This is a genomic window from Thioclava sp. UBA3469 (genome assembly GCF_002378135.1).
In the GTDB taxonomy this organism is placed as follows: domain Bacteria; phylum Pseudomonadota; class Alphaproteobacteria; order Rhodobacterales; family Rhodobacteraceae; genus Thioclava; species Thioclava sediminum.
This window is the reverse complement of record NZ_DFRG01000055.1, coordinates 1-12,035: the sequence shown is the minus strand read 5'-3', so window position 1 is coordinate 12,035 and position 12,035 is coordinate 1. Positions and strand designations below refer to the sequence as shown.

The 12,035-nt window shown below is 63.4% G+C and carries 15 protein-coding genes; 10 read left to right on the top strand and 5 right to left on the bottom strand.

All coding sequences use genetic code 11. The annotated features are described in order from the left end of the window. The 5 genes from B3D39_RS04080 to B3D39_RS04060 all read left to right on the top strand — a co-directional run. A partial coding sequence (locus B3D39_RS04080) for an FAD-binding protein (RefSeq protein ID WP_286789407.1) occupies nucleotides 1-1,366 on the top strand: 1,366 nt, incomplete at its 5' end. After that, nucleotides 1,366-1,653 carry a hypothetical protein gene (locus B3D39_RS04075; protein ID WP_078569498.1) on the top strand — a complete coding sequence of 96 codons (288 nt, stop codon included), beginning with the start codon at nucleotides 1,366-1,368 and terminating at the stop codon, nucleotides 1,651-1,653. The genes B3D39_RS04080 and B3D39_RS04075, both read left to right, overlap by 1 nt. A gap of 17 nt (nucleotides 1,654-1,670) precedes the next feature. Further along, nucleotides 1,671-2,447: a succinate dehydrogenase iron-sulfur subunit gene (locus tag B3D39_RS04070; RefSeq protein WP_078539771.1), complete on the top strand. Its 777-nt coding sequence runs from the start codon at nucleotides 1,671-1,673 to the stop codon at nucleotides 2,445-2,447. Nucleotides 2,448-2,637: 190 nt separating this feature from the next. After that, on the top strand, nucleotides 2,638-2,814 hold the full coding sequence (locus B3D39_RS04065; protein ID WP_158522076.1) for a hypothetical protein: 177 nt from the start codon (nucleotides 2,638-2,640) through the stop codon (nucleotides 2,812-2,814). 117 nt (nucleotides 2,815-2,931) lie between these two features. Next, entirely contained in the window at nucleotides 2,932-3,789 is an 858-nt protein-coding gene (locus B3D39_RS04060) for an urea carboxylase-associated family protein (protein ID WP_274961897.1), read from the top strand. On the opposite strand, the gene B3D39_RS04055 is transcribed toward B3D39_RS04060, so the two are convergent. Beyond that, nucleotides 3,786-4,718 carry an ABC transporter ATP-binding protein gene (locus B3D39_RS04055; RefSeq protein WP_274961896.1) on the bottom strand — a complete coding sequence of 311 codons (933 nt, stop codon included), beginning with the start codon at nucleotides 4,716-4,718 and terminating at the stop codon, nucleotides 3,786-3,788. The two genes, B3D39_RS04060 and B3D39_RS04055, sit on opposite strands and share 4 nt — an antisense overlap. Nucleotides 4,719-4,798: 80 nt before the next feature. On the opposite strand from B3D39_RS04055, the gene B3D39_RS04050 reads away from it, so the two are divergent. Together B3D39_RS04050 and B3D39_RS04045 are read left to right on the top strand one after the other, a co-directional pair. Next, nucleotides 4,799-5,005, top strand: a complete 207-nt coding sequence (locus B3D39_RS04050; protein WP_078519710.1) for a zinc-finger domain-containing protein — start codon at nucleotides 4,799-4,801, stop codon at nucleotides 5,003-5,005. Further along, nucleotides 4,992-5,435, top strand: coding sequence for a globin domain-containing protein (locus B3D39_RS04045; RefSeq protein ID WP_274961895.1), 444 nt, complete (start codon nucleotides 4,992-4,994; stop codon nucleotides 5,433-5,435). Before B3D39_RS04050 ends, B3D39_RS04045 begins: the two co-directional genes overlap by 14 nt. A 22-nt stretch (nucleotides 5,436-5,457) precedes the next feature. On the opposite strand, the gene B3D39_RS04040 is transcribed toward B3D39_RS04045, so the two are convergent. Further along, nucleotides 5,458-5,748, bottom strand: coding sequence for a hypothetical protein (locus B3D39_RS04040; protein ID WP_146681489.1), 291 nt, complete (start codon nucleotides 5,746-5,748; stop codon nucleotides 5,458-5,460). Nucleotides 5,749-5,819: 71 nt separating this feature from the next. Between B3D39_RS04040 and polA the strand changes: the two genes are divergently transcribed. Continuing rightward, nucleotides 5,820-8,645, top strand: coding sequence for a DNA polymerase I (gene polA / locus B3D39_RS04035; RefSeq protein WP_274961894.1), 2,826 nt, complete (start codon nucleotides 5,820-5,822; stop codon nucleotides 8,643-8,645). Here polA and B3D39_RS04030 read toward each other — a convergent pair. Next, on the bottom strand, nucleotides 8,639-8,875 hold the full coding sequence (locus B3D39_RS04030; RefSeq protein WP_078519707.1) for a DUF2798 domain-containing protein: 237 nt from the start codon (nucleotides 8,873-8,875) through the stop codon (nucleotides 8,639-8,641). The genes polA and B3D39_RS04030 overlap by 7 nt on opposite strands. A gap of 265 nt (nucleotides 8,876-9,140) precedes the next feature. Here B3D39_RS04030 and B3D39_RS04025 point away from each other — a divergent pair, with 265 nt between their 5' ends. Further along, nucleotides 9,141-10,112 carry a cation diffusion facilitator family transporter gene (locus tag B3D39_RS04025; protein WP_274961893.1) on the top strand — a complete coding sequence of 324 codons (972 nt, stop codon included), beginning with the start codon at nucleotides 9,141-9,143 and terminating at the stop codon, nucleotides 10,110-10,112. Between the two features lies 1 nt (nucleotide 10,113). On the opposite strand, the gene B3D39_RS04020 is transcribed toward B3D39_RS04025, so the two are convergent. Then, a complete protein-coding gene (locus B3D39_RS04020; RefSeq protein WP_274961892.1) occupies nucleotides 10,114-10,866 on the bottom strand; it encodes a hydroxypyruvate isomerase family protein in 753 nt (250 codons plus the stop codon). Between the two features lies 1 nt (nucleotide 10,867). Continuing rightward, the gene (locus B3D39_RS04015) at nucleotides 10,868-11,461 is read right to left on the bottom strand and encodes a DUF1285 domain-containing protein (RefSeq protein ID WP_152842996.1); all 594 of its coding nucleotides are present in this window, start codon (nucleotides 11,459-11,461) and stop codon (nucleotides 10,868-10,870) included. 73 nt (nucleotides 11,462-11,534) lie between these two features. Here B3D39_RS04015 and B3D39_RS04010 point away from each other — a divergent pair. Continuing rightward, the coding region (locus B3D39_RS04010) for an AAA family ATPase (RefSeq protein WP_286789406.1) at nucleotides 11,535-12,035 on the top strand (501 nt) is incomplete at its 3' end.

Here is a 12,035-nt window from a genome sequence, read left to right as displayed (position 1 = left end):
CGCGATCCTGCACACGCTCTACGGTCAGTCGCTGAAGAACAACGCGGAGTTCTACATCGAATATTTCGCAATCGACCTGATCATGTCCGATGACGGGCAGTGTCAGGGCGTCGTCTGCTGGAAGCTCGACGACGGCACGATGCACGTCTTCAACGCGAAGATGGTTGTGCTGGCGACCGGCGGTTACGGCCGCGCCTATTTCTCGGCCACCTCGGCCCATACCTGCACCGGCGACGGTGGCGGCATGGTCGCGCGGGCCGGTCTCGCACTGCAGGACATGGAATTCGTGCAGTTCCACCCGACCGGCATCTACGGTTCGGGCTGCCTGATCACCGAGGGCGCACGCGGCGAGGGTGGTTACCTGACCAACTCCGAAGGCGAGCGCTTCATGGAGCGTTACGCGCCGACCTATAAGGATCTGGCGTCGCGCGACGTGGTGTCTCGCTGCATGACGATGGAGATCCGCGAAGGCCGCGGTGTGGGCGAGCACAAGGACCACATCTTCCTGAACCTCAGCCACCTTCCGCCGGAAGCCCTGGCCGAGCGTCTGCCGGGCATCTCGGAATCGGCGAAAATCTTCGCCGGTGTCGACGTCACGAAAGAGCCGATCCCGGTTCTGCCGACCGTTCACTACAACATGGGCGGCATTCCGACGAACTACCACGGCGAGGTCATCAACCCGAAAGAGGGCGACCCCGATGCGATCGTGCCCGGCCTGATGGCCGTGGGCGAGGCGGGCTCGGCGTCTGTGCACGGTGCGAACCGTCTGGGCTCCAACTCGCTGATCGACCTCGTGGTCTTCGGCCGTGCCGCTGCGATCCGCGCTGGCAAGGTCGTCGACGCGGATGCGTCCAACCCGGTGATCCCGAAAGCCAAGATCGATGCGATCTTCGAGCGCTTCGACAAGGTGCGCTACGCCGATGGCGGCACGCCGACTGCCGAGCTGCGCGACGAGATGCAGCGCACGATGCAGGCGGATGCGGCGGTGTTCCGCACCGACAAGACGCTGGCCGAGGGTGTCGAGAAGATGAAGGCGGTCGCCGCCAAGCTCGACGATCTCAAGGTCACCGACCGCTCGCTGATCTGGAACTCGGACCTGATGGAAACGCTGGAACTCGAGAACCTGATGCCGAACGCGCTGGCGACCATCGTCGGGGCCGAGGCGCGCAAGGAAAGCCGCGGGGCGCACGCCCACGAGGACTATCCCGATCGCGACGACACCGAATGGCGCAAGCACTCGATCATGCATGTGGAAGGCGCGAATGTCGATCTGACCTTCCGCCCGGTCCACATGGACCCGCTGACCCCCGAGGATCAGGGCGGGATCGAGATCAAGAAGATCGCGCCGAAGAAGCGGGTCTACTGATGCGTCACGCACCGGCATATGGGCTTCTCGCGGCAGGGCTTGGCCTTGCCGCCTGCGGCCCTATTCCGGTCGAGCAGGCAGAGCGCCAATGCTACGCCCAGTTCGCACCCAAACCGCCCATCTCGGGCGAGGCGGGCATGGGGGTAACCAATGACGGCTTCCGCTCGAACATGAAGGTCGAGCTCAATGTCGGGGCCTATGTGCAGGGCGATCCTTCTGCGGCCTACGACTCCTGCGTTTTCAGAAAATCCGGCCGAATGCCCACGCGGCCGCTCTATTCGTACTGACGGAAAGGGGACCAACCATGGTTCAGTTCACGCTTCCGAAGAATTCCAAGATCCGCGTCGGCAAGACCTGGCCGAAGCCGGATGGCAAGAATATCCGCAAGTTCCAGATCTATCGCTGGGACCCGGATACCGGGGAGAACCCGCGTCTCGACACTTATTTCATTGATATGGATAAGTGCGGGCCGATGGTTCTCGACGCGCTCTTGAAGATCAAGAACGAGATCGACCCGACGCTGACCTTCCGCCGCTCCTGCCGCGAAGGCATCTGTGGCTCCTGCGCGATGAACATCGACGGGATCAACACGCTGGCCTGTATCTACGGCCTCGACGAGGTCAAGGGCGACGTGAAGATCTACCCGCTGCCGCACATGCCGGTGGTGAAAGACCTTATCCCCGACCTGACCATGTTCTACGCGCAGCACGCGTCGATCATGCCGTGGCTCGAGACCAAGACGAACCGTCCCGAGAAGGAATGGCGTCAGTCGATCGAGGACCGCAAGAAGCTCGACGGTCTGTATGAGTGCGTCATGTGCGCCTCCTGCTCGACTTCGTGCCCGAGCTACTGGTGGAACGGCGACAAGTATCTCGGCCCGGCAGCGCTGCTGCACGCCTATCGCTGGATCATCGATAGCCGCGACGAAGCGACGGCTGAGCGTCTCGATCAGCTCGAAGACCCCTTCAAGCTCTATCGTTGCCACACGATCATGAACTGCACCAAGACCTGCCCGAAAGGTCTGAACCCGGCGAAAGCGATCGCCGAGATCAAGCGGATGCAGGTCAACCGGGTCGTCTGATCCAATGCATATTTTGGGGTGATCCTATGGTTCACCCTCAACGATTTGTGGAAGGGGCGGCACGAGCCGCCCTTTTTGCTGCGTTGCGGCAAATGCATATCGCGCATGCAGCATTTTGGGTTTGAATCCGCGGAAAAATCCCTAAATCGGGTGGCAGGGAGGAACTCGAAACGTGACTGGAGAGAGTTCCATGGTCGACATCGTCAAATTCCCCAAAGGGGCGCAACCGATCCAGGTGGCCGAAGAGCATCTGGCTTACTACACCCCTGAGAAGTCCACGCCCGTATTCATCCCGACTGCGAAGACCGAAAATACCGACGGTCTCGAAGCGGTCGAGCTGATGTACGAGTATTACACCGCGGCTTGAGCGGTGACCTCCCGAATAGTTCTGTCGTGACTGCCCCGGCTTCGGTCGGGGTTTTTCTTTGCGCCTTTCGCTCTTGGTCGGGGCAGGGCAGAGTGGCCGCGACAAGGAGGGAGCCCCATGCATCCGACGCCCGAGCACGCCGCACCCGAAGACGCCGAAGCCCGCCGCGATATCGCGCCGGTGATCTGTTACCCGACCGACGCGCTGCCCGCGCCGGATCTGTCCGCCTATCGCGCCGCGCGTGAGGGCTGGGAGAAGATCGCCGATCTGCGCGTGCCCCCGCGCGAGGCGCTGGCTTTCGACGTGCCCGCCGGCCATTTCTTCCGCATCACTTCGGTCGAGGGGCCGCAGGTGGGCGATCTGAACCTGTTCTCTGCGGACCTGTCCGAGCGGTTCTATTCGGGCAAGACGCGCGCGCTATATGGCACGCATCTGAGCCGCGGCGACCGGATGTGGTCGGGCTTTCCGACGATGCGCCCGCTGGCGACGATCACCGAGGATACGCTCGACTGGTACGGCATCGACGCATTCGGCGGCTCGGTCCATGACGTGATCGGGACGCGCTGCGATCCTTACACGCATTGCCTGCTGTCAGATGGCGGCCAATATCACCATTGCTGCCATTCGAACCTGACCCGCGCGCTGGCCGAGGCCCGCGATCTGCCGCTGCGCGAGGCGGAGGCGCTGGTGCATGACGTGCTCAACGTCTTCATGTGCACCGGTTTCACCTGCGACACCGGGCAGTATTTCATGAAGGCGAGCCCGGTGCGGCCCGGCGATTATCTCGAATTCTTCGCAGAGACCGATCTGCTGGGCGTGCTCTCCGCCTGTCCGGGCGGGGATTGCTCGTCCGAACACAGCTCGGACACGGCGGCCTGCTACCCGCTGGGCGTCGAAATCTACCGTCCGAAATCAGCGCCCGAAGGCTGGGCGCCGCCCGCGCCCAACGCCTACGAGCGCAGCCACGGGCTTTAACGGTTCGAGGTCAGCGAGACGAAGACTTCCTCGAGGCCCGGCTGTTCGCTCGCGATGTCGCGAATTTCGACATCGGCTGCGCGCAGCGCATCGAGAATATCCTCCGCCGAGGTCTGCTCGCGCGAGTAGGAAAACGCCATCTGCCCGCCCGGGCGGGTCTCGAGCGTGACGCCTTCGGGAAGCCGAATCTCTTTCGTGACTTCGTTGCGCGGCTCCACCACCAGCGCCTTGCGGTCCATTCGCTTGAGAAGGTTCGGCGTGGTGTCGCGCACGATCAGTTCGCCGTTGTTGATGATCGCGATCTCGTCGCACATTTCCTCGGCTTCCTCGAGGTAGTGCGTGGTCAGAATGATCGTCATGCCCTGCTCGTTGAGCTTGCGGACATTGCGCCAAAGCATCGCGCGCAGCTCGATATCGACGCCTGCGGTCGGCTCGTCCAGCACGAGGATCTGCGGGCGATGCACCAGCGCTTTGGCCAGCAGAAGCCGCCGCTTCATCCCGCCCGAGAGGTTGCGCGCATAGGCCTCGGCCTTGTCCGAAAGGCCGACCAGTTCGAGAATCTCATCGGTCCAGCGCTCGGATTTCGGGACGCCGTAGAGGCCTGCCTGCATCTCCAGCGCCGCGCGCGGCGTGAAGAACGGGTCCATGTTCAATTCCTGCGGCATCACCCCGATCGCGGCGCGCGACTGGCGCGGGTTCACGTCCTGATCGAAACCCCAGATCACGACGCGCCCGTCGGTTTTCTTCACCAGACCCGCAAGAATATTGATCAGCGTCGACTTGCCCGCCCCGTTCGGCCCCAGCAGCCCGAAGATCGAGCCTTCGGGGATCGACAGGTCGAGCCCCTTCAACGCTTCCTTCGGTTCCTGCTTCTTGCCGCCTGCATAGGTCTTGCGCAGCCCGGTAACTTCGATTGCCTGCTGTTCCAACTTGCCCCGCCTTTCGCGATTGCTAGAATGAAGCCCAAATTCAGGGCGCGGTTTTCGTGCCTTATATAGACGGAGCATCCATGACTGCCACCCATTCGCCTAATGCCCCCGAGGCACCCGAGACCGAGGTCGTCACCACCTGGAAGGTCGCCTGCGATGGCGGCGAGGGGGCGTTGGGTCATCCGCGCGTCTGGCTGTCGATCCCGCGTGACACCGGTTTCGTCGAATGCGGCTATTGCGACAAGAAATATGTGATCGATCGCGATCACGCGCATGACGATCACTGAACCACTTTTGCCAGCAGAGCGTGCGGCGCGGGTGAAAGCCAGCGCGGCGCGTCTCGATTTCGAGGATCCGTCGCTGTTTCGCGACGCCTTCGCGCGGCTCTTCGCGGCCCATCCCGAGCTTGATCAGGTGTTGCCCAACAGCGAAGGCGGGCAGCAGCTGAAATATGCCGCGATGATGGAGGTGATCCTCTCCACGCTCGATCCACCCGAAGAGCAGGAGCTGGAACTGCCCGGCCTCGGCCAGATGCATGTGCTGTTCGGCGCCGAGCCGGACTATTACACGTGGCTGTCAGAGGCGGTGATCGCAGGCCTCGCGGCCAAGCTGGGCGATCACTGGACGCCCGAACTGGCCGCCGACTGGGCCGAGTTGTTCAGCTTAGTCTCGGCGCAGATGATGGCCGGGGCCGCGGCGCTGGAAGATCAGCTCTAGGCACCGGTCTGCCTTCCGCGCCTCACTTATCCTTCTTCGCCGCCGCCTTCATCCGTTCGAGCAGCGCAGCCTTCGGGTCTTTCTTCCCGTACGGCGTCTTGTCACTGCCATAGGCGTTGTGCTCGGCATGTTTGGGCGTGTTCTTCGGCGGCCTTGCGCCACCCATTTTGGAATAATCCATCGGTTCGATCCTTTGCGGTTGCCGCTTGAGATGGGGGATTTCAGGGGTTCTGGCAAGAGGGCGCTTCGCTATGAGGGACGCGCCCGAGCCTCGGGTGGGCGCTTTGATCCCTTGGAGCTCCGCTTCCAGCATCCCCGATCCTCTTCCCCTCCGCACCCCCCTGTGGCACAACCGGGGCCAACGCGCGAAGGAGGGCTCTCGCAATGGCATTCGGCAAAGGCTGTCACCTGCATCTTATCGACGGTTCGGCCTTCATTTTCCGCGCCTATCACGCGCTGCCGCCGCTCACGCGCAAGTCCGACGGGCTGCCGATCGGGGCGGTCGCGGGCTTTTGCAATATGCTTTGGAAGTACATCGAAGACGCCAAGGGCTCGGACGCGCCGACCCATGCGGCGGTGATTTTCGACAAGGGCAGCCACACCTTCCGCAACGACCTCTACGATCAATACAAGGCCAATCGCGACGAGATGCCCGAGGAGCTGCGCCCGCAGATCCCGCTGACCCGCGACGCGACCAAGGCCTTCAACATCGCCTGCGAGGAACTGGCGGGCTACGAGGCCGACGACATCATCGCGACGCTGGCCCGTCAGGGCCGCGAGGCGGGCGGCCGCGTGACGATCATCTCCTCGGACAAGGACCTGATGCAGCTCGTCGGCGGCGGGGTCGAGATGTTCGACGCGATGAAGAACCGCGCCATCGGCGTCGAGGAGGTCGAGGCCAAGTTCGGCGTCGGCCCCGAGCGCGTGATCGACGTGCAGGCGCTGGCGGGCGATTCGGTCGACAACATTCCTGGCGCGCCCGGGATCGGCGTGAAGACCGCAGCGCTTCTCATCAACGAATATGGCGATCTGGACACGCTGCTGGAGCGCGCCTCCGAGATCAAGCAACCCAAGCGCCGCGAGACGCTGATCGATAAGGCCGACCAGATTCGCCTCTCGAAACAGCTGGTGACGCTCGACGATCAGACGCCCATCGAATTCACGCTCGACGATCTGGAAATCCGCGAGCCCGATGTGGACACGCTGATGGGCTTCCTCAACGAGATGGAATTCCGCACGCTGACCCGCCGCGTGGCCGAGAAATTCGGTGCCGAGCCGCCGGCCGCGCCCGAGGTCTCTGACGTGCCGGCGACCCATGACAACGCGGCGCCCGAGGTCGAACAGCCGCCCTTCGATCCTGACAGCTATGTCTGCATCCGCGACGCCGAGACGCTGACGCAATGGCTCGATGAGGCCCGCGCGAAAGGCTGGGTTGCGGTCGATACCGAGACGACCTCGCTCAACGAGATGCAGGCCGAACTGGTCGGCGTGTCGCTTGCCATCGAGGCGGGGAAGGCGGCTTATCTGCCGCTCGGCCATAGCAAAGGCGAAGGCGATCTGTTCGGCGGAGCCGAGCGCGCCGAGGGGCAGATGGACCTCAAAGAGGCGCTCGCGCTGCTCAAGCCCGTGCTCGAGGATTCCGCGATCCTCAAGATCGGCCAGAACATGAAGTACGACTTCAAGATCTTCGCCCGCCACGGCATCCGCGTTGCGCCCATCGACGACACGATGCTGATGTCCTACGCGATGTTCTCGGGGCTGCATGGCCATGGGATGGATGCGCTCTCGGATCGCTACCTCAATCACCAGCCGATCCCGATCAAGGAGTTGATCGGCTCTGGCAAGAGTCAGATCACCTTCGACAAGGTCGAGATCGACAAGGCCACCCGCTACGCCGCCGAGGATGCCGATATCACGCTGCGCCTCTGGCAGCAGTTCAAGCCGCGCCTCCATCGCGAACAGGTCACCACCGTCTACGAGACGCTGGAGCGCCCGATGGTCCCGGTGCTCGCCGATATGGAAATGGCCGGCGTGAAGGTCGACGCCTCGGTGCTCTCGCGCATGTCCAATGCCTTCGCACAAAAGATGGCGCAGCTCGAAGACGAGATCGCCGAGATCGCGGGCCAGCCCTTCAATGTCGGCTCGCCGAAACAGCTGGGCGAGATCCTGTTCGACACGATGGGCGTCGAGGGCGGCAAGAAGGGCAAGACCGGAGCCTATGGCACCGGGGCGGACGTGCTCGAAGACGTGACGACGATGGAAGACACCAACCCGCAGGCTGCGAAGCTGGCGGCACGGGTGCTCGACTGGCGGCAGATCTCGAAACTGAAATCGACCTATACGGATGCGCTGCAAACCCATGTGAACCCGGATACGGGCCGCGTTCACACTTCCTATTCCATCGCGGGCGCGAATACCGGGCGTCTGGCTTCGACCGATCCGAACCTGCAGAACATCCCCGTGCGCTCCGAGGAAGGCCGTCGCATCCGCGAGGCGTTTGTCGCGCGCGACGGCTGCAAGATCGTCTCGCTCGACTATAGCCAGATCGAGTTGCGCATTCTCGCCCATGTCGCGGACCTTCCCGAGATGCGCGAAGCCTTCAAGGACGGCCTGGACATTCACGCAGCCACCGCGTCGGAGATGTTCGACGTGCCGCTGGATCAGATGACGCCCGAAATCCGCCGCCAGGCGAAAGCGATCAATTTCGGGGTGATCTACGGGATTTCGGGCTTCGGTCTCGCGCGCAACCTGCGCATCCCGCGGGCCGAGGCGCAGGGCTTCATCGACCGCTATTTCGAGCGTTTCCCCGGTATCCGCAAATACATGGACGACACCGTGGCCTTCGCCAAAGAGCACAAATTCGTCCAGACCCTGTTCGGGCGCAAAATCCACACGCCCGATATCGGCGCGAAGGGACCGTCGGCGGGCTTCGCCAAGCGCGCCGCGATCAACGCGCCGATCCAGGGGGCAGCGGCCGATATCATCCGCCGCGCGATGGTGCGGATGCCCGAGGCGATCGAAGGCATCCCCGCGCGGATGCTGCTACAGGTGCATGACGAATTGATTTTCGAGGTCGAGGAGGCTGCGATCGACGACCTGATCAAGACCGCCCGTGCCACGATGGAAGGCGCGGCGGAACCTGTGATGAAACTCTCGGTGCCGCTGGTCGTCGATGCGGGGCAGGGCGATAGCTGGGCCGCCGCTCACTGAGCCGCGGGCTGACGCACCAACAGATTGGTCACGCGCCGTGCAAACGGCGCGACGATCAGCACCGACGGGTAGGAGAGCATCCAGCTGGACACCCAGCTTGCCACCCACAGCGCCGTGAAGTCTTCCACCATCCCCGTCGCGCGGTAGGTCGCGATACCCGAGACCAGAAACGACATGATCCCCGACAGGATCAGGCTGAAAATGAAATGCGCGTAGCGGGCGGGGATCATCGGGTCTCCTCCTTGGGCCGGAAAGTCAGTCGCTCGCATTTTGGTGATTGGACGTGAGCACGCAACGCACAAACCTGTGTGTTCATTCGCGCAGAGACACCGTCCCGCATTGACCCTGCCGCCCGGCAATGTTGAGACTGCGCATGCCTCCGGCGGGGATATTTGCGCCAAGCCGAAACGCGCGCCTTGCTTTCGGCTTGGTCCAAATATCCCCCGCGGAGCGTCCCAACCGCGCCTCAGGCGCCGAGAACCGAGAAGAGCGCCCATGCCCCACGATCATCACCACCACCACAATCTGGACGATGCCAGTGACAACCGTGTGCTCTGGGCGGTGGTCGTCAATGTCGTGCTTACCTTTGCGCAGGTTTTCGGCGGGGCGATCGCGGGCTCGATGGCGCTGATCGCGGACGGGGTGCATAACTTCTCCGACGCGGCGGCGCTGGTGCTGGCCTTCGGGGCGCGCAAACTGGCCAAGCGCGGGGCGGATGCGGCGATGAGCTTCGGCTGGTCGCGCGCCGAGGTCATCGCGGCTTTCGTCAATTACATCGCGCTGATCCTGATTTCGGTCTGGCTGGTCGTCGAGGCCGTGGGTCGCATGATCCACCCGCCGCAGGTCGATGGCTGGATCGTGGTCTGGCTTGCGACGCTGGCGCTGATCATCGATCTGGCGACGGCCGCGCTGACCTATGCGCTTTCCAAGCACAGCCTGAACATCCGCGCGGCCTTCCTGCACAACCTCGCCGATGCCGGGGCCTCGGTCGCGGTGATCGTCGGCGGTATTGTGATTCTGCTCTACGATTGGCGGCTGGTCGACCCGATCCTGACCATTGGCATCTCGATCTTCATCCTGTGGCATGTCGCGACCGATCTGAAACCGGTGCTGCGCATCCTGATGCTGGGCGCGCCGCCCGAGAAGGATTGCACGGAAGTGCAGGGCGCGCTGGGCGATGTCGAGGGGGTCGCGAGCGTCCACCACGTCCACCTGTGGCAGATCGACGAGAAGCGCGTCTCCGTCGAGGCGCATCTGGTGCTGGACGAGGGGCGGGATTACGCCACGGTCATCGCGCGGGCCAAGGATATGCTGGCGCATCAGTTCGGCATCCACCACGCGACGCTGGAGCCGGAAAGCGCGAGCCTGGGCTGTGCCGATCACGCGGACCATGACGACCACGAAGATCACGATCACTCAGATCATGGCCACGCAGATCATGCCCACGCGGGCCATCCGGCGCATTGAGCTAGCGCGGAAGCCAGCCCAGCGTTTCGCGCGTCTCCGCCTGCGGGGTGTATTCCGCTGAGGCATAGCCCTCGTAACCGTCGGCATCGAGCGTCGCGAAGAAGCCTTCCAGATCGATCTTTCCCGAACCGGGGCCGCCGCGCCCCGGGGCATCGGCAAATTGCACATGGGCCGCACGGCGACCATGCTTCGCCCAAGCTCCCGCCACATCGCCAGTCAGCATCTGCGCGTGATACGCGTCGAATTGCAGATGCAGGTTCGGGGCGGCGACCGCATCGAGGATATCCGCCGCGAGATCGAAACCGTTCAGGAAATAGCCCGGCATGTCGGTCGGGTTGATCGGTTCGATCGTCAGGCGCCGTTTCGGTGCGCGCGCCGCTGCCCATTTCAGGTTCGCGATATAGGTCGCACGGGCCGCCGTGCCCTCGGCCTTGCCCGCCATGATATGGATGACACGCGGCTTCAGGATGTCGGCGAAGCGCATCGCGCGGTCGAAATCGCGGCGGAAGCGGTCTTCCAGCCCCGGCACGGCGGCAAAGCCTCGATCGCCGCCCGTATAATTCGGCGGCGGCACGTTCATCAGCACGAAGCTCAGGTCGTGGCGGATCAACTCGTGCCGCATCTCCTGCGCGGAGGCGTCGTAGGGAAACAGCACCTCGACCGCATCGAACCCGGCCTGTTTCGCCGCTTTGAACCGCTCCATGAAGGGCAGTTCGGTGAACAGGAAGGTCAGGTTCGCGGCGAATTTCGGCACGTTACAGCTCCGCGGCACGCAGGATCGGGAAGAAGCTGCCCGCCGAGATCACGCCGGTCCACGCCTCGCCCTCATGCTCGCGCGTCACGGCGAGATCGACGAGCCGGTAGAAGCTCTTGCGGTCGATCAAAGCCTCCAGCCCACGGCGCACATGCAGGTAGGGACGGGGCTCGCCATCTTCGCTATGCTCCACCCGGATCGCGTGCTCCGCATCGGCCAGAACCACGTCGCCCACATTGGTCGTGAAGCGAATCGACTGGTCGTCGCCTTCGCCCTCGGTTGTGAAATCGACGGCGATGAAAGGCGCGTCCTCGACCCGGATACCGACCTTCTCGACCGGGGTGACGAGATAGTATTTCCCGTCCTCGAGTTTCAGAATCGATGAAAACAGTCGCACCAGCGCCTCGCGGCCGATGGGCGTGCCAAGATAGAACCATGTCCCGTCCCGGCGGATCTCCATATCGAGATCGCCACAGAAGGGCGGATCCCACAAATGCACGGGCGGCGGGCCCTTTTTGCTGGCTTTCTTGGCGGCATCGGCAAGCCCGTCTGCCGTCGGGGAAGGGGTCGAAACTGTCTGTTTGTGATCCGTCATGTAAATTTGGCCGTTGGTCGGAGCGTGGATATCTGCTTTGCTGGGAAAGATAGGCATCAACGGGGAGAATGTCATGGCCGAGCCCGAAAAGCTGATGGAAGATATCGAACGACTTGGCGGCAAGCTCGCACAGGCGCGCGCGTCGATCGACCGGCGTTTCATCGGGCAGGATCAGGTCGTGGAGCTGGTTCTGGCCGCGATGCTCTCCGGCGGGCACGCGCTTCTGGTGGGCCTGCCGGGCTTGGGCAAGACGCTTCTGGTCGAGACGCTGTCGACCGTGATGGGGCTGGGTTCGAATCGGATCCAGTTCACGCCCGACCTGATGCCCGCCGATATTCTGGGCTCCGAAGTTCTGGAAACCGCGCCCGACGGAAGCCGCGCGTTCCGCTTCCTCGAAGGTCCGGTCTTCTGCCAGCTGCTGATGGCCGACGAGATCAACCGCGCCTCGCCCCGGACCCAATCCGCGCTGCTGCAGGCGATGCAGGAGCGTGAGGTCACCATCGCGGGCGAGCATCGCCCGCTTGGACCGCCCTTCCACGTTCTCGCTACGCAGAACCCGATCGAGCAGGAGGGC

Bases quoted from the DNA above. Each gene is read 5' to 3' on its own strand.
- B3D39_RS04075 (WP_078569498.1), top strand. From the start codon at position 1,366: ATGCGTCACGCACCGGCATATGGGCTTCTCGCGGCAGGGCTTGGCCTT.
- B3D39_RS04070 (WP_078539771.1), top strand. From the start codon at position 1,671: ATGGTTCAGTTCACGCTTCCGAAGAATTCCAAGATCCGCGTCGGCAAG.
- B3D39_RS04065 (WP_158522076.1), top strand. From the start codon at position 2,638: ATGGTCGACATCGTCAAATTCCCCAAAGGGGCGCAACCGATCCAGGTG.
- B3D39_RS04060 (WP_274961897.1), top strand. From the start codon at position 2,932: ATGCATCCGACGCCCGAGCACGCCGCACCCGAAGACGCCGAAGCCCGC.
- B3D39_RS04050 (WP_078519710.1), top strand. From the start codon at position 4,799: ATGACTGCCACCCATTCGCCTAATGCCCCCGAGGCACCCGAGACCGAG.
- B3D39_RS04045 (WP_274961895.1), top strand. From the start codon at position 4,992: ATGACGATCACTGAACCACTTTTGCCAGCAGAGCGTGCGGCGCGGGTG.
- B3D39_RS04040 (WP_146681489.1), bottom strand. From the start codon at position 5,748: ATGCTGGAAGCGGAGCTCCAAGGGATCAAAGCGCCCACCCGAGGCTCG.
- polA (WP_274961894.1), top strand. From the start codon at position 5,820: ATGGCATTCGGCAAAGGCTGTCACCTGCATCTTATCGACGGTTCGGCC.
- B3D39_RS04030 (WP_078519707.1), bottom strand. From the start codon at position 8,875: ATGATCCCCGCCCGCTACGCGCATTTCATTTTCAGCCTGATCCTGTCG.
- B3D39_RS04025 (WP_274961893.1), top strand. From the start codon at position 9,141: ATGCCCCACGATCATCACCACCACCACAATCTGGACGATGCCAGTGAC.
- B3D39_RS04015 (WP_152842996.1), bottom strand. From the start codon at position 11,461: ATGACGGATCACAAACAGACAGTTTCGACCCCTTCCCCGACGGCAGAC.